Source organism: Haloarcula sp. H-hyl6, assembly GCF_056934455.1.
In genome coordinates, this window is the sequence record NZ_JBRIIK010000005.1 from 169522 (window position 1) to 192854 (window position 23333).

Genomic DNA, 23333 nt, shown 5'->3' on the forward strand with positions numbered 1-23333 from the left:
TGAGAATCGAATACAATGCCTATCTTTTAGCTTATATTGAATATGGGGGCACTTGAGGAAGAAGTAAGGAGACTACTTGAGTGATGGTAGATGTGGTTCTAAGATTACTAAATCACACTTGATTTGACTGGTTGTACTATTCCAGCTATCAAGAGGAAACAGAGAAGGTAAATCGGATTCTCTCCAAGCGGCCCATAACATACTGTAAATCGGCACTGTCTAGTTCTGAACCTCCTCAACTGGCGTTCGCCCGTCAAGTTCCTAGTTTGGTCTTTCGTGGTTGTAGTGGTGTCTAAAACGTCGGAGCCACTGTTTCGCGCTTGATTGACTGCCCTGCCAAAACTGGTGGAAGCGGTCGATTCGCATGGTCTCAGTCTAGAACCACTTTTCGATGTGGTTCTGTATTCGGTACTCAAGCCGACCGCTTAAATCGTGACGAGGGAGGGCAGTCGGATAGCCACCAGTATCGACGAGAAACACTGTTTCGGGGATATTGAGTTTCTCGGTCATCTGTCTTTAGCTAAGACGAGAACCGCGTGACAGTGACGGCTTATCGAGGCTACTTTTCGAGAGGAATGAGGTGGAGAAGTCTGTGCACAACCCTCGCTCCTCATCAAGAATTATGCGTCGGCTCACTACACTGTTTCCCTCCGAGTTCCTCGAAGAGCACGCCGAGGAACTCGGCGTGGTCGAGCGAGAGGGGAAGCTTCAGATTCCTGTCCTCGTGTGGGCGCTCGTGTTCGGCTTCGCCGCAGGCGAGAGCCGAACACTCGCTGGGTTCAGACGCTGCTACAACGCCACAGCCGACGAACCGATCTCTCCCGGCGGTTTCTATCACCGGTTGACACCGTCACTCGCAGAGTACCTCCGCGACCTCGTCGAGCGCGGCCTCGACGAGGTCGCTGTTCCAGACGCTGTTGACGCTGATATCGACCGACTCAGAGACGTGATGATCGCTGATGGAACGGTGCTGCGGTTGCACGAGTTCCTCTCTGATGAGTTCCAAGCCCGTCACGAGGAGCAGGCTGGAGCGAAGCTCCACCTGCTCCACAATGCCACTGAGGAGACGATTGAACGGATCGACGTGACTGATGAGAAAACGCACGACAGCTCGTTGTTTAACACGGGTTCATGGTTGCAAGGACGGCTGGTTTTGCTCGATCTAGCGTATTTCAAGTACCGCCGCTTTGCGTTGATCGACGAGAACGACGGCTACTTCGTAAGTCGGTTGAAGAAGTGCGCAAATCCAGTGATAACGGAGGAATTACGGGAATGGCGCGGCCGCGCCATTCCCTTGGAGGGTAAGCAGATCCACGATGTGGTCGGTGATCTCTCGCGGAAGTACATCGATATTGAGGTCGAAGCGGAGTTCAAACGCGGTCAGTACGAAGGGACGCGTTCACTCGATACGAAGCGATTCCGCGTCGTCGGCGTCCTCGTTGCGGACGCCGACGACTACCATCTCTATATCACGAATCTCCCGAGAGAAGAGTTTCTCCCAGCAGATCTAGGGACGCTGTATCGGTGCCGATGGGAGGTAGAGACGTTGTTTCGTGAGCTGAAGACGCAGTACGAACTGGACGAGTTCGACACAAGCAACCCAGCTGTCGTGGAAATCTTGCTGTACGCGGCGTTGCTGTCACTGGTGGTAAGTCGTGATCTGTTGGATCTGGTCACCGAGCAGGCTGACGATGAGATCGTGTTTCCGCCGGAACGCTGAGCGGCGACCTTCCGGTCGCACGCCCAGCTCATCCTCCACGAACTCGGTGAGTACCTCGGCTACTCGCCACCGCCGTTGCTGGAGCGGTTGATCGAAGATGCTCAGAAGATTCACCAGCAACGGCCGATACTACAAGAGACGCTCGCTACCGCTATGCAACCGAGGTGTGAGTCTTAGCTAAAGACGAATGGAGTTTCTCGGTGAGCCGAGATAGGAACGCCACCATGGGGTCAGTCCCGACGCGGCTGAACACGTCGATTTCAAGCAGTAATATCAAAATTTTTGATTCTGTATCGACCGCCGCGTACAGCCACTTTTTCTCGCCGTCAACCTCGGTCTGTTTCTTACTGACTGCGGCCCACGGCGGCGACGCCGTCGGCGGGTCACTCTGTGCCTCAGACAACGTATGAACCCAGTTCCAGACCGCACCGTAGAGCGATCGATACCCAGCTAGTCTAAGATCGAAACCGTCTCCCTGATCGATAGCCCCGCCGTATGGAGACGCACACCAAATCGCCGGCGGGTATCGGGATGCGTTCGTTCTCCCAAACGTCTTGGCTGTCCGTTTTCAACGTTTCTTTGAGCAGTTCTGCGAGTGTCATAAACACCTCTCGCTATAGTCTGCTCAGATTTCAATCCCTCAACTAGACAGGGCCCCCTCCTATTGGGTTGGTCTGTCATCAGGCGAAGCCGAGATATTGCACCCATAAATAAGCTCCGATGGTATTAGTTAACTGGTTATCGACCTTTGCAGACGGTAGAGGCAAATACACGGGTCTTGACCACGAGATCGAAGTCGACAACACGGAGTATTCGATGAGAATATTATGTTTGAGTTCAATATCGAGATGTGGACCTCTCCGACACTGTCAACAAATGTGTAGAGGTTCTCAATGAGGATGTAACTCACCATGATATACGAAACTATCGGTCAGAATACGAAAGAATTTGCAGGGATGACCGCCAGTGAAATTCGAAACGTTGGCAAAAAATCCGGATCGATTCTAGTAATCCCTGTTGGGAGTGTTGAACAACATGGAAACCATCTGCCAGTCGCCACAGATACGATTCTCGCTGAGGCTATCGTCGATGCTGCGGTTAATCGGCTTGATGACGTCCCAGCTGTAGTGACACCGCCAGTTTGGAGCGGTTTCTCGCCACATCACCTCGTGTTTGGTGGGACGTTGTCACTCGGGTTCGAGAAGTTGCGAAAGATGCTAGAAGATATCGCCAGTACTGGTCTCGAAAATGGATTCGATGCTGTGTTGTTTGTCAATGGACACGGAGGTAACGGACCACTGATTTCGTCAGTCGTTAGTACAGTCGGTACTGATACCAATGCTGAGATCTTGGGGACGACATATTTCGAATTAGCATCGGATCAAATTGACGCACTTCGAGATAGTGATACTGGTAGTATGGCACACGGCGGAGAGTTTGAAACATCACTTATGCTTGCACTCCGGCCAGATCTTGTCACTGAACTCGGAGAGTGTGACAGTGAGCCCCTCGATGATCCATATCAGTGGGCTAGCCAAGATTTGCTTGATGGTGGATCTATTGGTGTGTACCGCTCGTTTGATTTTTATTCTGAATCGGGTGCAATCGGTGTAACAAAAAAGGCTAGCGCTGAGAAGGGGGAACAGATACTATCGGTTATAAGCGAAGAGCTCGCCGCGTTATTAGTCACTATCCATGAATATAACTCGTAGAAGATAGTAATAATATAGAATGGCTGTGAAAAGAAGATTTAGAAGGAGTTACAACTTACAACACTGAACAATCCGCAACTGTACTATTATGCTATCTCTGCTATCCTAATTTTATGCACATATTCTATATGTGAATATTCATGCATGTTATCAAGAATGCCTCCTGTACTTTTATTACTGTCCTGATCGAGGTGTTTGTATGGAATTTGCTACATGGGCATACCCCTGGGATATTTTGGCAGAGGGACCTGATCGTGTCGCTACCCAATTTACGGAATTAGGTATCAGTGAAATAAATCTGGCTACCAATTATCACTCTGTACAGGCCTTTTTACCTCGTAATCCCGAGCGACGAACTCTGTTTGCCCGAGCGAGTTCGTACTTCACTCCTGGGGATAACTACGGGAAGCTGAAGCCGGTACCATATTCAGAGATGATGGGCGACTGGGTTGCAGATATTGCTACAGAGCTGTCAGACGTGAAGTTGACATCTTGGACTATTGGCTGTCACAATTCACGGCTTGGAATGCAACACCGTGATGTGACCTTGACATCAGCTTATGGCGACGACTTAGTCTTCGGTCTCTGCCCCTCCAATCCTAATGTACAACACTACCTAATTTCACTTATTGAGGATCTAGCTGCTCGTGAGCATTTTCACCGCATTGAATTAGAGACATTCGACTACTTCTACGGAACAGGGTTCGGTTGGCATCATCAGAAGATTCACACACAATTAGGCACTTTAGGTGAATTTCTGTTTGGCCTCTGTTTCTGTGACCACTGCCAGGACGCTGCCGCTGACGCTGGAGTTGATGTCCCATTTGTTCGCGAAACCGTCGTCAAAACGCTAGACTGCATCATTAATGGAACTATCCCACACGACCTCTCGCCCGAACTGTGGCTTCGGGAGAGCGACGCAGTGAGAGACTACGTTAACGTCCGAGAAAACACACTTTCGGCTCTCTACGAGAAGTTGGCATCGGCTAGTGGATCAGTTCCTCTCGGCTATTATGTTGGTATACCCGAACCTGGCCGAGAATGGATGGTGGGTTCTGATCTCAATCAGCTGTCGGAGCACGTAGATTACTACTGCCTACCGGCATATGAGTCTTCACGTGAGTCAGTACTGGACCAGTATCGAACGGTCGATGAGTTAACTCCGGATGTTCCTCTTCATGTGGGCCTTCTCCCAGGTCATCCAGCGATTCACGACGAAAAGACACTCAGTGAGATTGTAGACGCGCTCCGAATAGAAGAGGTCCCGCGCGTATCTTTCTATAACTACGGTCTACTGCCCGAGCAAAGTCTAGAGTGGATTGGGGCAGCAACGAACGCCGATGGTTTGTGACAAGCGATACTTTCTTACTACCCCCAAATAATTCACAACTATGGAGATAACAGACGTAACAGCGGTTACTGTAGATGTCCCATTAACTGACCTTGACGATGATTTGGGTATCGCACCGTATACCACAAATCATGGTGAGCTCGAATCGATGGAGCGCGTACTTGTTCGGGTTGATACGGACGAGGGGGTTATCGGGTGGGGGGAAATGCGTGTGTTTCTGTCACCCTCTACTACCGAGGCTATAATCCAAGATGGCGTCGGACAACTAATTACCGGCCAGTCTCCGTTCGAAATTGAACGCCTCCGACGCCAAGTGTTTGTTGAATATACAAATGTTGATATGTTCTTTTCAGCTGTTGAAACAGCATGTTGGGATATCGTCGGGAAAGCCCTCGACCAGCCAGTGTATGAATTACTTGGAGGTTGGACTGCACCGTCACAGGGGGCTCAGCAACATCGTGCCAAAATCGGAAATGCAGACCCAAACCCAACAGAGGTCCCGGTTGCATTCTGCCTAGGCATTCTTTCACCAGAAGAGTCCCGTGTGAAAGCAAGGGAGGCGCTCAAGGGTGGATTTGATGTTCTTAAAACGAAGGCCGGGAAGGATTGGCGACAAGACGTCGAGCGAATCAAAGCGATGCACGACGAGACAGATGGCCGCCTCGAATTCCGATTAGACCCTAATCAGGGCTGGACACTCGATCAAGCGGTTCGTGTCGGTTCGATGCTAGAGGACGCTGGGATCTATCTCCAGTATCTCGAGCAACCAATTCGAGTCGACTCACACAGATCGTTATCGAGATTACGCCAACGCTTGCGCCAACCTATTGCACCGAACGAAGACACATACATCTCGCACAATATCCTCTCGTTGGTTGAGGCTGGTGCGATGGACGTGGCTGTCCTTGACCTTACTCCAGCGGGCGGTATTAGTGGACTTCGTCAACAGGCAGCAGTGCTTGAAGAAGCGGGTGTCCCATTTACTCATCACTGTGCGTTTGATCTCGGGATCCGGACAGCTGCAATTCTCCACGCAGTCAGTGGTATTCCTGGATTCTCACTACCACCCGATTCGACTTACTATGCTTGGGAGGCAGATGTTATTGATGAGCCCTTCAACGTTTCTGATGGCAGCCTTCCTGCACCAAGTGGCCCCGGGCTTGGTATCACGGTCGACTTAGATGCAATCGAGGAATATCGAATATAGCTGAATTGAATCGGTAGTTCGCTTCTTCAACGAATTCCGAAGTTGTAATCAGGACGGAATTAGTATTCACAGAAATCTCTGTTCTTAGTGTTTAGAAGGTATGAACCGGGCCATTTCAACGGTCCACCGTTCTCAACTATCACACGACGACTGGTTACCAGAGGATGAACACGGGCGGCTTGTCCTCGTGATACGTTCCACGACCGCGCGTGGACAGGGCATGCAGGCGCGATGGTCGGTCGAGTTCGCGGCCCTTCTTGCCGGCGGTGACGTACAGTTCATCGATTTCTACTGGCTCTTCGATCTGTGGCCGAGGCACGTCCAGCGCCCGCGGAAAGCGCTGGACGCGCCGGTAGACAGTCTTGTACGAAACGGCGAGTTCGGCGTCAACTTGCCGAATGCTCGTGTTCAGCCGGATGTATGTGTCGACGGCGAAATACCACTTCCTGAGCGGTATCGCTGAGTGTTCGAAGACCGTGCCGGTCTTGTTGTTGAACGTACGGTTGCAATCCTTACACAGATACCGTTGAAACACCCGATAGCTGCCGTACCGAATCATGGATTCGGCACGGCAGGGCGGGCAATAGACGCCGTCACGCCAGCAAATCTGTGCCAGCAGATTCGCGGCTCGACGCTCCGAGACGAATGTCTTAAGTGGAATCATGCTTAGTTGGGTGGCGCGGCCGCGCCACCCTTGCCGCTGTGACTTCCAGCTACTGCTCCAACTCACCAACAATTCTCTACAGAAGAGCGTAGAGACAAGTCATCTCCAAGAGTACAGAACAAAATTCAATAGGTGGGGCCTCATCAATTGATCCGCTATGGTAGAATTATCACTGCAGAATCGGCCAGCAATCGTTACGGGTGCGTCTCGTGGAATTGGTCGTGAGATTGCATCGCTATTCGCTGAAGCCGGTGGCGACGTCGCTATCTGCTCAAGATCATACGACCGTGTTGAACCCGTTGCCGAAGAACTCACAGATACGCATGATGGGCGTGTTGTACCTGTTGAATGTGACGTTACTGAGCAGGACCAAGTCCGAAAACTCGTTGATACAGCCTGTGAGGAATTCGGTAATATTCGAGTATTGGTGAACAACGCAGGTGGCGCAGATGATTCCGCAAATTCAATTCACCGGTGCGATGAAGAGACCTTCGATAGGATGGTGGATCTAAATCTCAAGAGTCAGTTCCTGTTGAGCAAGGAGGTCTTGCCAGCAATGGTGGCTGCTGGCGGTGGTTCGATGATCCATATGGGCTCAGTCAATGGTTTGTTCGGCATCGGACTTTCTGGATATGCTGAAGCAAAAAGCGGATTGCTCGCGCTTTCGAGGAATATCGCTGCCCACTATGGTCAACACGGAATTCGCTCGAATGTAATCTCCGCAGGAACGATTGAAACTGCTAATCGACGTGAGGAGATGAAGAGAACTGAACATCGGACAGGAGAAAGCAGTGCTCGGGTCGGCTGGCTCGATCAGTATCCGCTTGGACGGTTTGGCTCACCACAAGAGATTGCAGACACTACACTCTTCCTTGCCTCTGAGCGGTCAAGCTTCATTACCGGTGAAAACATTGTTGTTGATGGCGGACTGACAACTAGCCTCCCAACATCGTTTATTAACGAAACATATCAGATTGGTGATATACAAAAGCGTAACTGAAATAGGTTGGAAAGCATGGAAAAGATAACAACTAACGACGCCCCGGATAGCATCGGTCCGTGCTCGCAAGGAATAATTTCTGGGGGCGAATGTACGTCTCCGGTCAGGGGCCTGTCGATCCAAATAAAGGAGAAGTAGTTTCCGGGACACCGAGTGAACAGACTGAGCGTACACTAAAAAACGTCAAAGCCATCACTGAGGCAGGCGGTGCGGAACTTGCTGATGTGGTCAAGACGACGGTGTTCGTCAAAGACATGCGGTATTATGAGGAGGTGGCTTTGTTGAAACCCTTCAGAGTTGACATTGAGAAGACCGGATCTTCCGACCGGATCAGACGGATCCGATACGAAACTGGCTTTTCAGCAAATCGCAAGACAGCGAAAGGGTTTCAACAGAGCCGTTGGGTCGAAAAGTGCCTCCCGAATGTGCAAATGTTACGCTGACCATTCCGCGCGGCATCCGGCCTGTCACGCCCATGACTCGACTTCTTTCGTACACGGACCAGTCAACAGAACGTGCTCTGTGTCACAGAAATCCTCTCGGCCTCTTGCGCCCCAGATCTTAGTTCACGCTCTCATAGAGTAGCAGCGTTTCCATCGAGTCAACAGAGCCAAAAGTCTGAATGGGAAATTTTAGCTGTATTATTAAAATCCCAATATTAAACTAAATCACGGCAGGGAAAAGCTGGCTGGTGAAGACATCGGAAGCAACGGTGTGTAGGAGTACAGACCGTGTCTACCAAGACGTGATCGATATATCCCGAAGCGGCTGCTCCAAGGGGACATCTACAGTACTGTCGGTATAGTGCGAGAGATAGAAGCCGACAATTATTTCTAGGGATCGAGTGGCTTCGACGCCAGGTGAGTAGTTTTCCGTTTCACCGTTCAACAAATCCTGGATATGATGAGCCGCATTGGTGAAGGATTCCTTGTAGTCATCTTCCCAGGTCCAGGCACCGTCGATGCCAGGAAGTGAACGCTCCACGTGCTCTCCGTCGACCAGATCCCAGTAGCGCCACTCGCCGTCATCGTTGTTGAGATAGAGTTTCCCCTCGGTACCGACGAAGTTCAATGTCATCGATGATATGTTTCGTGGAATTGTACAGTCGATAGTGACGAACGTCTCATCATCCATAACTACGTGCCCGCCACCACCAGCATCGACCACATCCTCACTCGCATCAAGTGAGTCCACGGCCTCATTTTCTCCGGTGATGTAGCCGCTCACTTGGTCCGCCCTGGCGTCCAAGAGATACACGAGCGTATCCAGAACGTGCGTAGAGTTACGCATCAGTTCCATACGGTACTGAGTACTGACCGACTGCACTTCGCCGATCAGGTCTTCCTTGGAGACCAGTTGGTAGAGTCGCTGAAGTTTGTCGGTGAAACGGAAAGAGTGGTTGACAACTAGTTCCGTCTCCGTCTCCTCGCACGCAGTAACCATCTCCTCAGCCGCGCTCACCCGAGAGGCGATCGGTTTCTCGCACCAAATGACGTCCGGAGCTGCGCCAGAGCGGGCCGCCGCGACCGTGTGTTCTTCGTGGAGGAACGACGGCGTACACACAGAGACTACATCAAGATCCTCGTTGGCCAGCATCGCTTCATGTCCAACGTACTGCCGTTCCTTTGGGATATCCCAAGCCTCTCCAAACCGGTCTAGTTTTTCTCTGTCGATATCAGCGACGGCGACTAGTTCGATCTCTTCAGTATTCGCATAACCACCCGCGTGGCTTGCGTCAATTTTTTCCTTCCCGATAGCTTCCTCGTCGTGCATACCGAGAATACCCATGCCTGCGATACCGCCGGATCCAATGATTCCAGCCCTGTATGTCATAGTTATATGATTTCTGCGGCGGGAGAACATGTGTCAGTCACATTTCGTAATGAAGACCAACGCAGCTCACTCCACCTTGATTACCACTATGTGTATACTATTTACATTCCAGGTAATAAAACTTGTAGGTGTGCTGGTCCGCTGGTTGGTACTTTATGTGTATCGCTAGGCTTGCTAGTTCGATTACTTTTCCAACGACGGAGCAGCAAATTCGCCATCAGTGAATTCGATAGGTGACGGGTCTGCAATGACGCGCAGATCCTCTCGCGTCCGCGCTTCCTCGACAAGCGCCTCAGAGGCAATCAGTCGATTGAGATTCATAGTGTCCCTAGCACGGATGACGCGGACAGTTTCGGAATCGACAACACCAATAGTCGACAGCGCCGCGACAAGGCCAGCCCGGTCGCTCTCGACGACCGGCGGTAAGCGAACTCCGCGGACAGTGCTAGCTGTGAGTGCATTAATTAGCGTTGTCTCGGCCTCAAGCTCGGCTGCAACGTCTTCGTGGACGAAATCAGCAGAGCCGACTCCCATTGCGTTGCCATGTGTCGTCTCAGTCAGTCCGCGAGTGTAAATCCGTTTGATGTCAGGCAAATCAGGTTCCGGCTCATTGATCGCGAAGGTCCGGCGACCGATGACATTTGTGTCGAGACCTTGGCCGCTGATGTCCTTACCTTGCCGGTCAAAGACAACGACATCAAGTTCGTCGAAGGGCAGCGTCGGCATGATCTCGTAGGAGAGTTCGAGTAGTTCCCGCTCCCGATCTAGAAAGCCACTCGGTGGGACGCCCTCAATCAGCGTCGTGTCATCATGCTGGTCCTCAACCAGGGCAATGCCACCCACAATAGGTAACTCTTCCAGCAATTGTCCGGCAATTTCGGGAATCATATTCCGGAATGACCAGTCGACAGCCCACTCATGAGCGATTTTTGCGCCGCGTTGCTTTCCCATCCCGATGACAAGCATCTTCGATAGGCCACTCTCAACAGCCCCGTCGAAGTCGGTGTGTGGCTTGACACGGTTGATCGGTACAATGGCATCGGCCCCGGCGGCGTGGGCGTCGGCGACAACTGGTACGTTCCGCTCAGGGGTCCGTCCGACCTCGATCACATCCATGTTCGATCTGATCCCACAGCCAGCTGAAACTTCGGTGACCCCTAATTCTGCAAGCATCTCTCGTTGGCCCTCGCCCGTTGCGCCACCGTGACTCCCCATTGCCGGGAAAATAAATGGGTCATACCCTTTGTCTGTTAGAGCAGAGACGGTCTCATCGACTATACTAGCGAGGTTCTCGATCCCACGACTACCGACGCCGAGTGCGATTTCACCGCCCTTGGGTACGTCGGCTAGTTCGAGTGTGTCAACGGCCTCTCTGACGTGGGATTTGATTTCGGCTGGAGCAAGCGAGTCAGTCTCCCAGACCTGTTCGATAACACCGACCCTTGGTAGTTCGGGGTTGCCACAGGCCTCAAGAATCGTTGCTTCTGGGACGGAGAGTTCACTGGCACCTAGGTTGTGTTCCATGTTCGTACTGTATATCGAGACCATAAAAAACATAGCTGATGCCGTATTCGGATTTTCAGCGAACAAACAATCACCAGTCCGAATTATACATACACTCGTGGAACGTTGCGAAGAGATCGACAAGACTGATTTACAACGTGCTGCGCTCGAACGCCGCGACGATTTCTGTGAAGAGTACTCATCGCTGGATAATCTCAAGATTTAAGGAGAGATACGTTCCTTCATAAGATGATGCACTTTGTTCGCTACACCGATGGGACGACTCCTGCTTGGGGTCTCAAAGTTCAAGATGCCATTCACGCACTCTCGGATCTTCCGGAGGGGGAACCGACGCTCGCTGATATTGCAAATCAGAGTTACCGATCCCGGGTCGCCAATCGAGTCGAGAACGGCTCGTTGACGATGGTTGACCCGGAAGCAGTCTCGCTGCTCGCACCAGTTCCTCAGCCAGGTAAGATTGTCTGCTGTGGCCTCAACTACCGTGACCACGCCGAGGAACAGAATGAGGACATTCCAAACAGCCCAATGCTCTTCGGCAAGGCTCCAACGACCGTCACCAATCCCGCCGATCCAATCATCCACCCAAATCCCGATGGCGATGCGCAGGTAGACTATGAGGTAGAACTCGCTGCCGTGGTCGGTGAGACAATGTCGGCTGTCAACGAGGCAGACGTATACGATCATGTCGCAGGCTACACTATACTCAACGATGTAAGCGAACGAACTGCCCAGGAGGCCGACGGCCAGTTCTTCCGCGGGAAGAGCTACGATACTTTCGCTCCGATGGGGCCAGTACTAGCGACTGGAGACGATATCGATCCCAACGGGCTCGACGTCGAACTCCGTGTGGACGGCGAGACCAAACAGGCCTCGAACACTGAGCAGTTCATTTTCGACATTGGTGAGTTGCTATCCTACATTAGTGAAGCAATGACGCTCCTCCCCGGTGATGTCATTTCGACAGGAACACCGGGTGGCGTTGGGATCTTCCGCGATCCAGTCGAGGTTCTGGAACCGGGCCAAACAGTTGAAGCAGAAATAGAAGGTATCGGTACTCTGCAAAACTCTGTTGTTAGCAGCTGAGTAGTTACTTTTTTTGACTAGTTCACTGGATGATGATTTAATTCGAAAACTAACTAAGAAATCGAGAGTAGCAAAACGTCATTCCATTGGTCCCCCTTAGACCTGTTCGGATCGGCACACCGATTACGTCATGTCCGTACCTAGAACCCATGAGGACCCACAGAACCACCGTTAACGAATATAGCTAGTGTGTGCTATTGCTACAAACCGAGTTCAAATCAATTCATAACAGTATCTGGCATACGACGTTCTAATTTGTCGAAGAGCATCTCTTGTCGCTCTTGATGTGCCGGCCGATCCCAGAGATTTGTTCTATCGGGTATCTCCTCAGACGTCTCGTACATCTCAAATACGTGGTGACCATTAGGGGCTTTCTGTCTAATCAATTTGTAACCATCTGTGACAAGCATCCACGAATTTTGCAATTCACTATACGTAGTGTCGTCCCACTCTTTTGATGAAGGGTCATTCAATAGCGGTTGGAGAGATCTACCTGCTGTTTCGATTCCATGGTCGATCTTACACGATTCCAGGATCGTGTCGTAGAGACTGAGATTGTTCACGACATGCTGGGTTCGCCCCCCAGTCATCGACTGTGCACTTGGATCATCGATGACAAGGGGGACCCGAACTGAGTTCTCGTACATCGTTCCTTTGGCAAACCACCCAAACTGGCCTGCATGATCTCCGTGGTCGCTTGTAAAAATAACTACTGTCTCTTCTTTGAGACCCTGGCGTTCGAGTTCATCTAAGAGCCTTCCGATGCCGTGATCGATCATAGAGATCTGTCCGTAATACGCTGCGAGCACCTTCCGATATTGCTCCTCAGACCAATCGTACTCATCAAAGTATCTCGCTACAATGTCGCTCTGAATCGTTGCTCGCCCGCAGGGTCGTTTACTTGGATTGAGAGAAAGTTCAGGTGGGATGGTAATATTGTCGGGGTCGTAATAATTCTCCCATTTACCAGGCGCGGCCATTGGCTGATGGGGACCGAAATAGGATGTAAAAAGGAAAAATCGTTCTTCGGAATACTCTTTGAGGAATTCTAATGACTTTTGAGTTACCCAAGTATTCGAATGTTCCTCTTCAGTACGCCAATTCGACCCCATCAAAAACCGGTACATATTATACCGCTCCAGAAGGGCATTTTCATCAGAATTTGCTAACTCAATCACCTTCTTGATATTCTCATCAAACTTCTTTTCTGCTAGCCAATGAACGTAATCAGAACACCAAGGCTCTTCTTCGTCATAGACATCGTACATCGCATCGTGTATTTCTCGAATGTCAAATCCATGTGAGGTGTTTTTTGGGTTCAAGTGGAGCTTCCCAACTAAACCAGTTGTGTAACCGTTTTGTTGGAGCACTTGAGGAAGAAGAGAAACATCTGTATCGTATCCCGAATTGTTCCCGCTAAACCCATGTGATTGTGGGTACTGACCGGTGAAAATCGAAGCACGAGAGGGACCACAAATCGGCGATGGACAGTATGCATTATCGAAGACTACACCAGAGTCTGCAAGCCGATCTATGTTTGGTGTTTCAATATCAGGATGGTTTGCGTAGCTCAACGCCTGATGATTATGTTGATCCGTCATAATGAGAATTACATTTGGGCGATTCATCAGTCAATGAATTGGCTAATACATGCTAATGTGTACCGGTTCCAGACTATATTGCTCATATTAGGGGTAGTGTTTAGTTTGGAGCATTGTGCCAGCGAGCGAAACTCTGGAGCCAGTTTTCGGCTGTGTTCGGTTCGACGTGGCTGAAGCAGTTCGAAAAAGACGACGTTCGACGCTTCAGCTCTCGGAAAATTCGCTCGACAGCGTTCCGATTTCCGTGGTGACGTATCTGAAATCGGAGGCCAGCACGCTGCAGTGCGGTTTGGAGGTGTTGAGCGCCATCAACGAGAAAGACGGCGGCGTCGACATCATGCTTCTGCCCCAGTTCGCGGAGAAATATCTCGGTAAGAGCGGTGGTAGTTGTGGTAAAAAGCCTGACGTGAAGCAGTTCGTTCGTCTGTGGATCGGCGGCGGCGTACAGCCAAAATTGCTTGTCGTTGATCCGAATCACTGTTTCGTCGAGCGCGACCTGATTCGGTTCTTTCCCGGATTCTGGCTGTAGATCGGCCTTCTGGACCCAGTCGTGGATGGCTTTTCGACTGCGTTGGACACCCAGGAAATCGAGTAATTCGACGGTATTCGACAGTGACAGCCCCGCAACGTGCGATTGAATACCCAGTGCCATCGCTGGCTCGGGTGTCCGCTCGCGTTCCACAAAATCCAAATCAATCCACTCTCTATTCCCGCTGAGGCGGCTGATTTCTGGCATAGGCACCAAGAAATCCGCCCGCCTCACCTTTCACGCTCATCCGTCTTTAGCTAAGAGACAAACCGCGTGACAGCGACGACTTATCGAGGCTACTTTTCGAGAGGAATGAGGAAGCTGAGTCTGTGCACAACTCCGGCTCCTCATCAAGAATTATGCGTCGGCTCACTACACTGTTTCCCTCCGAGTTCCTCGAAGAGCACGCCGAGGAACTCGGCGTGGTCGAGCGAGAGGGGAAGCTTCAGATTCCTGTCCTCGTGTGGGCGCTCGTGTTCGGCTTCGCCGCAGGCGAGAGCCGAACACTCGCTGGGTTCAGACGCTGCTACAACGCCACAGCCGACGAACCGATCTCTTCTGGTGGCTTCTATCACCGGCTGACACCGTTGCTCGCAGAGTATCTCCGCGACCTCGTCGAGCGTGGACTCGACGAGGTCGCTGTCCCTGATGCTGTTGACGCTGATATCGACCGATTCAGAGATGTGATGATCGCTGATGGAACGGTGCTGCGGTTGCACAAGTTCCTCTCTGATGAGTTCCAAGCCCGTCACGAGGAGCAGGCTGGAGCGAAGCTCCACCTGCTCCACAACGCCACTGAGGAGACGATTGAACGGATCGACGTGACTGATGAGAAAACGCACGACAGCTCGTTGTTCAAGACGGGTTCGTGGCTGTGCGGACGGCTGGTTTTGCTCGATCTGGCGTACTTCAAGTACCGCCGCTTCGCGTTGATCGACGAGAACGACGGCTACTTCGTGAGTCGGCTGAAGAAGAGTGCGAATCCGGTGATTACAGCGGAATTACGGGAATGGCGCGGCCGCGCCATTCCCTTGGAGGGCGAGCAGATCCACGATGTGGTCAGTGACCTCTCGCGGAAGTACATCGACGTAGAGGTCGAAGCGGAGTTCAAACGCGGGCTGTACAACGGGACGCAGTCGCTGGATACGAAGCGGTTCCGCGTCGTCGGCGTCCGTGACGAAGACGCCGACGACTACCATCTCTATATCACGAATCTGCCAAGAGAGGAGTTTCTGCCGGCGGATCTAGCAACGCTGTATCGGTGTCGGTGGGAGGTAGAAACGTTGTTTCGTGAGCTGAAGACGCAGTACGAACTGGACGAATTCGACACAAGCAATCCAGCTGTGGTGAGAATTCTGCTGTATGCGGCGTTGCTGTCGCTGCTGGTCAGCCGTGAGCTGTTGGATCTGGTTACCGAGGAAGCCGACGATGAGATCGTGTTTCCGCCGGAACGCTGGGCGGCGACCTTCCGGTCGCACGCCCAGCTCATCCTCCACAAGCTCGGGGAGTATCTCGGCTACTCGCCACCGCCGTTGCTGGAGCGACTGATCGAAGAGGCACAGAAGATCCACCGGCAACGCCCGACCTTACAAGATACGCTCGCTACCGCTACGAAACCGAGGTGTGAGTCTTAGCTAAAGACGAATGCCTTTCACGCTTAACTAAACACTGCCGTGGAAACTTGAGCCAAGTATATTAGTTTTGACTCAAGGTCAGTTCATGCGTTCTTCCTTTAGTACCACCTACGTCCACTTCAATTTCAACATTCGGATGGAGTTGAGTGACACTGATGGAGTCGTCACTATGGACAACAGACTTCATTTTCTGATCGAGTTCGATAGTCAGAACTTCTTGGGTTCGAGTAGGATCAGAGACGGCTATATTCAGTTCGTTTGAATCGCGTTCTAGCATTATTGACGCAGGACCACTCACTTCCATATTTTCGAAGTGCCCTGGCGAAGATGTAATAGAGCCTTGCTTCCAGAAATTAGCGGTAGAAATAGACAAGCGAGGCACTGAGACAGCTTGCACATTAGAATCGTTGCGAACTATCTTATAATCGGGGTCCTGGCTCCGTTCTTGAGTTTCTTCCGGGTTAGAATCTGGCAGGAGAGCATATGCATAAGTTTCGTTATTAGGACTAGCTCCATGGTCATAATATAGTGTCTGATATCGGCGCGTGACTTCCGGATAGTCCTCTGGAGTAGATGCTGGGTTAATATCTTGCCAAGCACCAGTACGATCCTCACGTAGAACATTCACACTACGACTTTCGGGGAAATGGTACCCTCCAACACCTTCTAGATGGGCCCAATCGGGATTTTCGTAGGTCTTGGACCAAGTGGAGGCGTTTTCATTATCCCCGTCAATGACAAAGTCATTATCTCCATTTTTATGGAGGTTCCTATTCTCTATGATTGTTTCTACAGCTCTGTCTTCATTACTAGAGATATCTGCACCAAGTGCTATAACTAAATCATCAAGAAGAACCCAAGACTTCTTTCCGGACAATGTGCTTTTTTCAGCATCTAGTTTCATGCCTACAATGCCGAACTTTTCCTGGAGTTCTGCCCCACCAACCCACTTAGTGTCCGGAGTTGTGGATTCCCAACCGGGGAGATCATCGCGCTCTTGCGTATCAACCGTAATGCCTGGTAGTCGATATGGGTCAATAGTAGGCCAAAAATCATCAGTATAATGGCCCTGATCGTTCTCATTATAGAGATAGGTCATTCCATCTCCTTGATACCACCCATGGAGATTTTCATCATTACCTGACTCATATCTCGCAATTCGTTCTGAACACATACTAATTACATATGTCCAGTTATTTTGGCTATGAACTACCCGATCCATATTATAGAACTGTTTATGCTTTACGGGCTCTGGCTTAGCCGAGATAGATGAATCTTCTATAAGATTGTTACCTAGTGTGGTTTCCAAGATATTGGCATCATCGAAATAATCATCCCAATCATCATATTCGATCCATCCCTTAGCATACGATTTCAATTCTCCTTTATAGGGCTCAGGAGCTGATTCAGCTAGTCTAAGGATATCTGCTGTCATCGCATGTCCCCTCCGATGATCTTGGGAGTTATATCGACTTATTGAACGTCCACTAACTGCGTCCATCATAAGACCTTTATACATAAACGGAGCGATGGACCTACTGACTGCTTTGTATATAATCTCTGCGTCCTTATCCAATTCCCATTGCGAGTCCGCAAATACCAAAAGTAGTTCTGCTAATCCTTGAAGCAGGATCCTTCCATAAGTACCAATATATGGGATATTATCGTGGAAAACATATGAACCATCCCTATAGAAGCCATTACCATCCTCAACGTACGAGAAGATATTGCTATTTACGACAGCATCTCGAGCCTCACTGATTTTTTCGCCATTTTTACCTAGTATACCACGTAGAGCCAGATTCACAACCTCATCCATGAGGTTCGTCCCGTTTAGTTCGACTTTTTTGGTATATGGCTCGTAGCTAGATCTACGATAATTTGGACTCTCAAGGAAATGGTCAATCGCGCTCATATATTTAGATATCTGTTCACTGGTGAGTTCGGAGTAAATTAGTGTACAAATCTTAGTGAGTCGGGCAGGGATTCCGATTTCCCAAGGCCACCAGTTCCCAAATCGATCTCCATTTTCGTTATAGACACGTTGATAAATAAACTCGAGACCATCAATAATGGCCTCAGCAAGGTCACTATCGTTCTGTAGACCCGCCCCAGGCGTCGCATACGCAAGGGACATTTGATACAGTCGCTGATAACTATCAGTGATATCCGCTGGAGCTAGCAAGCCACCAGAAGTAGGGATTGAAAGATCTTCCCAAAGCTGTGTTCGATCATCGGAGACGATCATATCCTCCCAATGATTTTTCGCAGCTCTATTAATACGTTCAATGTCAGATTCGTAGGCCGGATCGTCTGGATTAATATCGCCCCCAGTCAGATAATCCTTCCATTTTAGACGTAGACGATCAAATTCGTCTGCGTCTTCAGTGGCAGCACTCGAAGAACTTGACAACAATGGCGCTGCTAATGCGGCTCCTGAAATCTGTAGGACTGATCGACGGGACCAATTACGAGTCATTGTATCCTCCGTTAAAGGCAAATTTGGTTTTTTTATTGACTATGCCACCACTTACCGGTTGCCATGGTACTGGCATACTATCCACAAGATGCTAATGTATAATAATATTATCGGCCGCGATAAGTAGACGGATTAAATACAACAGAGTGGCAGGACAGTGATGCTTAGTTACTTGCTCGGCATGTTAGGCGAAAATTCTCCCCGACTTCTAATAATAGATCGTCGATACTTTAGCTTGGGTCGTTGACCACTCAAGAAATGAGATGTTCGACACTTTTATGCAGGTACATTTGATGTCTCTTCAAAACTATGCTGCTCGGCCAAGAATCGTTCCAAGAGTGCTGAGTACTGCACCTAACTTAGGAGGCTGTAGGGTAGCATCAATAGGTGCCAATATCGACTGGGACCTGCAGTATGCCGGAGCTCGCATTTTCCAACAACGAGCTCTAGCATAGTGTTCTGAAGAATGTCGTTATCCACGATCTCATTGCTTACAAATCGACGAGATAACCCGTGGCACATCGGTCTTGTTTGACTCAATGTACTTCACGCTTTGACTGTCGTCCTCGTCATCGCCACTAGGTTCTTTGTCGTGATCAGTAACTTGCCCTCATCGAGCCGTCTATACTCACGTTTCTGCGTCTAGATATGGTAGAAATCTCTGACAATCATTGGAGGAACTCTGTCGACGTGCTGGCCGAACGCGTCGACACGGATCCTTTCACCACTGTAGGTGGCGCGCGTATCACTCTTGGCTGGAAGCACATGTGGACCGATCAACAGTCTTGACCGGAATTTATCAAAACCGCATCCGGAGCTCAGTGCAGAGGGTAGCTGTGTGATCCCCATTTCTTTGACGACGCCCAATATCGTACTGAGTAAATCCATTGTGACGCGATAGGATTTGCTCAGCTCGATGAGAAGTGCACAGAGCGTGAGCATTTCCTACTCGACGAACCCACAATTCTCCTTGGAGTCAACAGTTTCGTCCGGGTTGGCGACAGCTGATTTATTCTTAGCTATCGTAACATGGGTAAAGAGATAGAGTTCCAAACCCGCAAAACACCGCCTCTTCGTTTTCTCCCGCCATAACGCAGACACAACCGTTGCATCTTACAAAACCATCGAGTAGGTATTCACCAATGCTGACTTGGCGTTCTGTAAATTGACGGATCCGATAGGAATACTTCTTATGTCCCATTCACTGTATATCTCTTAGTATAGCACATAACATAATATATTATCACTACAAAATAATATTTTTTAGCTGTGGTATATATCGACGGCAAATATGACTCTGAATCTCTTCTGAGCATATGTGAATGATTTTTCAAAATTAGAATGATTCCAGTCTTGAATTGAATATGGTCTATCTCAGCCCACCAATGTATTACATCACTAGTAGTGTAATGTATCTAGGCGCCATATAGTCAATGAAATCCTATGTTCAACAGTACAAACACACCCGTGAGAAATAATCATTTTACGAGGACTATTGTCCACCACAAAATGGGCCACCTAATAAGAAACGCTCCTGAGGGATGAATCGTTTATCGCGAGATTTGTGACTAAAAGTTAAATAGGAGAATTCGAAGGCGCTGATCGAAGGCAGCGAAGTGTTAATTCTCCACAGGTCTCAGAGGTCAGAAGCGTAAGCAGGAGTCGCATTTGCGTAGCCTATCCAACTGCGAACGCGGATTATACGACGGAAACAAAGGGTCGTAGACATGTTGGTCGATTCCGGGAACAATTCGTCGTATCAGAGAGGCCCTCAATGAAATCCACGTGCAAGGTCTGTCCACCGACCACAATCAGGAGTTGCTACTTAACTACTTGACTTCGCACCTTATGCTGATGTAGCGCGTAGAGAGACGTGAAGATCGGATTCCCCCACTTACGTCGTTTCTGTCTTGTACCGCTGCAATCGACGAGTTAAACTGCCTTTCAACCCGGCAATATTATCATTCCAAGACCTACGTCACCGGTCTTGTTGCGGCCAGCAACAAGACCGTGGACGGCATCTCAACACACGTGCTTCCAGCCAAGAGCGAACGCGCTCTCAACAAGTTCCTCACCGAGTACGACTGGGACGACGATCAACTGCACAAAGAGCGCCTGGAGCTTCTCCAGCAAGCCGACGACACTCGCTGGTCGAGTGAAGGTGTCGTCATCATCGACGACACCTTCACGCACAAAACGGGCGAGAAAATCCCCAACATGGGAAAATTCTACGACCACACTGTTCCTGGCTACATCTGGGGACAGAACCTCATCTACGCACTCTACGCCGACGAGAAAACCATCTATCCACTCGGGTTTCGCCTCTACGAGAAAAACGCCAAACGTCGCGTTGAGCTTGCTATTGACCTTGTTGATGAACTCATCGAGATAGGTGTCCCGGGCGACACCTATCTCTTCGACATGAGCTCTACTGTTCCGAAGAGTTCGTCACACACCTCGAAGGCTACGGCAAAGAGTGGGTTTCCGCCGTCAAGAGTGACACACTGGTCACGTACGGTGGTGACCGGATCCGTGTCGACGCGCTCGACCAGCGCTTCGACACTGTTCCACGGACAATTGACGGAGACACCTACCACATCTGGACGCAGAAGCGTGAGGTCGGTCGCCTCGGAGAGGTAAAGTTGCTGATTACGACGAAAGAACCGAGTGCCGATGAAGAGGACGACGAACCGAGTGTGAAGTACATCGTGTCGAACAAGATCGACGCGCCCGCGAGCCAACTCATCGAGTTGTACGCGATGAGATGGCGCATCGAGACATTCTTCAGAGACACCAAGCAGGACCTCGGCTTTAGCGACTGCGAGTTCCGGCATGCTGCAGGTACCAGTCGGCACTGGCACCTGCTGATGCTGGCCTACAGCCTCCTCAAGTTGGGTGCTGCACACAGAGCTCTTGGACGATTCTCGGTGACGTAGCGCTGCTTCGTGCCGATATCAAACGGTCCTTCCGCGAAGCCGTCGAAATCCAGCGAACTGCTCTCCGGTTTTAATTGTGTCGCCGCGAAAATCGAAGAACTGTCGATCGAACTTTTCGAGAACCCAATCGACAATCAACGCCATTCTTGAACTGCTTTAACCATGATAATCAGCAAACAGCTAAAAATTAGTTGCAGAGTTTCGTATACTACCATAAGATTCCGGTCTGAATACTATCGGAAAAACAGCTTACCTTCCTAACCGGCAGGTTTATATTCAAATATGGATATTATGAAATACGAATTAAGATGAACCATCACCTAGATTCAATTACTGAACAGTATTCTACTGTACCAGAGAATCATCGAGAGACCATTGAAAATAGTATTGAATTTGTTTTAGATCAAATAGATTCTCTAATAGATGAATTTGGTAGCCAGCAGTTCCCAGGCCCTGCAAGTGAGGAGTTGAATTATCAGCCGGTCAAAAATGATTATGGATGGACCACATCCTTTTGGACTGGGATGCTTTGGCTTGCTTATGAGGTAACTGGAGAAGATCGGTACCGGAATATAGCAGAATCCCACTTAGACTCGTTCTCAACGAGGATCGAGAAAAAGCAACATCTTAATCACCACGATCTTGGATTTCTTTACACGCTCTCTGCCGTTGCCAGCTACAAGGTGACTAGGAACCCAGATGCTCGAGAGTTGGGACTTAGAGCTGCAGATTTACTTACAGACCGATTTCACTCTGGTCCTGGAATTATTCAAGCATGGGGTGACATTGAAAATCCAGAAGAGAGACCTTGGGCACACGGTCGTATTATAGCTGATACCATGCTAAATCTCCCACTTCTATACTGGGCTGGAGAGACAACAAACCGTCAATATTACCAGGATCTCGCTTGTTCTCATGCCCAACAAACAGCAGATCACATCGTTCGGAGTGATGGCTCAACATACCATACTTTCCAATTTGATATAGATGATAATAAACCACTCAGTGGTGAGACACATCAAGGTTGTGCTGATGATTCTTGCTGGTCTAGAGGGCAAGCGTGGACAATCTATGGTTTCCCCCTCAGCTATCAATATACTGATAATAAACAATTTATTGAGACAGCTAAGCAAACAGCAAATTACTACCTCTCCAACCTACCCGCTGACAACGTACCTTACTGGGATTTAGATATTGAGTCAAGTGACGAGGAGCGTGATAGTTCAGCAGCTGCAATTGCAGTTTGTGGCCTGGACGAGCTTATAACAGTCCTTCCGATTGTGGATGAATCCAGACCAATATACAGGAACGCAGCTATTCAAATCCTCGTGTCACTATGCGAGGATTATACCACAGAAAATAAAGATTCGAATGGACTTCTTGATCATGGAGTATACAGTAAGCCTACAGGAAATGGGGTCGACGAGTGCTGTATCTGGGGTGACTACTACTTCTTTGAAGCATTAGTCAGAGCAACCCAAAATTGGGAACCGTACTGGTAGTACCTGCCTGGCGAATGATTTAGTCCCGTCGCAACAAGGTCTATAGTTTTCCTTTATCACTCCCAATTGAGAGAGTACAGATTGTTTGTTTTGTCCGGTCGCTGATACAATTCGCCAAAGAACGACTGTTAGTGCCCTAGATCAGCGTACTGCACCAGCCGAAGCTTGAGTGACGCTTACATTCCCTTCCCTGTCTAGCACGTCCAATGGTCCTTGCATCGCTTACTGATTCGCCCAACAGCCATTCGACGGGATTCAAGGTGTCGTGGATCACGAACCACTGCGATGGCTTGGACCCCAAACATCACCATAGACAGGAACCACTGCCAAAGATTTCTCCAGCTTTCTCTGTGCCGTCCCAGTACAGTTGCCACGCTGTCTTCTCGATGCGTTCAGTCGTTCGCACGAGTTGGTGTCAGATCGCCGTGAACTCTTCGTCTGGGCGGTGCTTGGTATCCGAGTTATGCAAATACGCAACAAAGTACATCGGCTTACAGCATCTCCCCCCCCTCGTTGGCAAAACGCAGACGATGTAGGCGCACCCGTACCCCGTATGTG

Annotated in this window: 12 protein-coding genes and 7 pseudogenes; 11 read left to right on the plus strand and 8 right to left on the minus strand. The window is 49.9% G+C overall.

Features of this window, described 5'->3' with window-relative positions; all coding sequences use genetic code 11:
* Positions 1-261: 261 nt before the first annotated feature.
* Positions 262-483: pseudogene (locus Hhyl6_RS23130) on the minus strand (IS6 family transposase); the annotation flags it as partial.
* 139 nt (positions 484-622) lie between these two features.
* Here Hhyl6_RS23130 and Hhyl6_RS23135 point away from each other — a divergent pair.
* Positions 623-1897, plus strand: a pseudogene (locus Hhyl6_RS23135) (IS4 family transposase).
* Positions 1898-1913: 16 nt separating this feature from the next.
* Here the strand turns inward: Hhyl6_RS23135 and Hhyl6_RS23140 are convergent.
* Positions 1914-2322: pseudogene (locus tag Hhyl6_RS23140) on the minus strand (transposase domain-containing protein); the annotation flags it as partial.
* A 309-nt stretch (positions 2323-2631) separates the two neighbouring features.
* On the opposite strand from Hhyl6_RS23140, the gene Hhyl6_RS23145 reads away from it, so the two are divergent.
* From Hhyl6_RS23145 to Hhyl6_RS23155, 3 genes are all read left to right on the plus strand, one after another.
* Complete coding sequence (locus Hhyl6_RS23145) at positions 2632-3432, plus strand: creatininase family protein (RefSeq protein ID WP_483741572.1); 801 nt, start codon at positions 2632-2634, stop codon at positions 3430-3432.
* A 199-nt stretch (positions 3433-3631) separates the two neighbouring features.
* Positions 3632-4783, plus strand: a complete 1152-nt coding sequence (locus Hhyl6_RS23150) for a hypothetical protein (protein ID WP_483741573.1) — start codon at positions 3632-3634, stop codon at positions 4781-4783.
* 40 nt (positions 4784-4823) lie between these two features.
* The gene (locus Hhyl6_RS23155; RefSeq protein WP_483741574.1) at positions 4824-5990 is read left to right on the plus strand and encodes a mandelate racemase/muconate lactonizing enzyme family protein; all 1167 of its coding nucleotides are present in this window, start codon (positions 4824-4826) and stop codon (positions 5988-5990) included.
* 160 nt (positions 5991-6150) lie between these two features.
* On the opposite strand, the pseudogene Hhyl6_RS23160 reads toward Hhyl6_RS23155, so the two are convergent.
* Positions 6151-6654 (minus strand): annotated as a pseudogene (locus Hhyl6_RS23160) (transposase); the annotation flags it as partial.
* Positions 6655-6811: 157 nt separating this feature from the next.
* On the opposite strand from Hhyl6_RS23160, the gene Hhyl6_RS23165 reads away from it, so the two are divergent.
* Both Hhyl6_RS23165 and Hhyl6_RS23170 read left to right on the plus strand, forming a co-directional pair.
* On the plus strand, positions 6812-7654 hold the full coding sequence (locus Hhyl6_RS23165) for an SDR family NAD(P)-dependent oxidoreductase (RefSeq protein ID WP_483741575.1): 843 nt from the start codon (positions 6812-6814) through the stop codon (positions 7652-7654).
* A gap of 15 nt (positions 7655-7669) precedes the next feature.
* A pseudogene (locus tag Hhyl6_RS23170) lies at positions 7670-7929 on the plus strand (Rid family hydrolase); the annotation flags it as partial.
* Between the two features lie 460 nt (positions 7930-8389).
* Here Hhyl6_RS23170 and Hhyl6_RS23175 read toward each other — a convergent pair.
* Both Hhyl6_RS23175 and Hhyl6_RS23180 read right to left on the minus strand, forming a co-directional pair.
* The gene (locus Hhyl6_RS23175) at positions 8390-9487 is read right to left on the minus strand and encodes a Gfo/Idh/MocA family protein (RefSeq protein ID WP_483741663.1); all 1098 of its coding nucleotides are present in this window, start codon (positions 9485-9487) and stop codon (positions 8390-8392) included.
* Between the two features lie 183 nt (positions 9488-9670).
* Complete coding sequence (locus Hhyl6_RS23180) at positions 9671-11011, minus strand: nickel pincer cofactor-dependent isomerase, group 22 (RefSeq protein WP_483741576.1); 1341 nt, start codon at positions 11009-11011, stop codon at positions 9671-9673.
* A 231-nt stretch (positions 11012-11242) separates the two neighbouring features.
* Between Hhyl6_RS23180 and Hhyl6_RS23185 the strand changes: the two genes are divergently transcribed.
* On the plus strand, positions 11243-12094 hold the full coding sequence (locus tag Hhyl6_RS23185; RefSeq protein ID WP_483741577.1) for a fumarylacetoacetate hydrolase family protein: 852 nt from the start codon (positions 11243-11245) through the stop codon (positions 12092-12094).
* Between the two features lie 218 nt (positions 12095-12312).
* Here the strand turns inward: Hhyl6_RS23185 and Hhyl6_RS23190 are convergent, their stop codons facing one another.
* Both Hhyl6_RS23190 and Hhyl6_RS23195 read right to left on the minus strand, forming a co-directional pair.
* Entirely contained in the window at positions 12313-13722 is a 1410-nt protein-coding gene (locus Hhyl6_RS23190) for a sulfatase family protein (RefSeq protein WP_483741578.1), read from the minus strand.
* Between the two features lie 73 nt (positions 13723-13795).
* Complete coding sequence (locus tag Hhyl6_RS23195) at positions 13796-14431, minus strand: IS6 family transposase (RefSeq protein WP_483741579.1); 636 nt, start codon at positions 14429-14431, stop codon at positions 13796-13798.
* 152 nt (positions 14432-14583) lie between these two features.
* Here Hhyl6_RS23195 and Hhyl6_RS23200 point away from each other — a divergent pair, with 152 nt between their 5' ends.
* Positions 14584-15858: an IS4 family transposase gene (locus tag Hhyl6_RS23200; RefSeq protein WP_483741580.1), complete on the plus strand. Its 1275-nt coding sequence runs from the start codon at positions 14584-14586 to the stop codon at positions 15856-15858.
* A 61-nt stretch (positions 15859-15919) separates the two neighbouring features.
* Here Hhyl6_RS23200 and Hhyl6_RS23205 read toward each other — a convergent pair whose 3' ends face one another.
* A complete protein-coding gene (locus tag Hhyl6_RS23205; protein ID WP_483741581.1) occupies positions 15920-18337 on the minus strand; it encodes a polysaccharide lyase 8 family protein in 2418 nt (805 codons plus the stop codon).
* A 1923-nt stretch (positions 18338-20260) separates the two neighbouring features.
* Between Hhyl6_RS23205 and Hhyl6_RS23210 the strand changes: the two are divergent.
* The 3 genes and pseudogenes from Hhyl6_RS23210 to Hhyl6_RS23220 form a co-directional block, all read left to right on the plus strand.
* Positions 20261-20653, plus strand: a pseudogene (locus Hhyl6_RS23210) (transposase); the annotation flags it as partial.
* 173 nt (positions 20654-20826) lie between these two features.
* Positions 20827-21273 (plus strand): annotated as a pseudogene (locus Hhyl6_RS23215) (transposase); the annotation flags it as partial.
* Between the two features lie 308 nt (positions 21274-21581).
* A complete protein-coding gene (locus Hhyl6_RS23220; protein WP_483741582.1) occupies positions 21582-22775 on the plus strand; it encodes a glycoside hydrolase family 88 protein in 1194 nt (397 codons plus the stop codon).
* Positions 22776-23333: the final 558 nt, after the last annotated feature.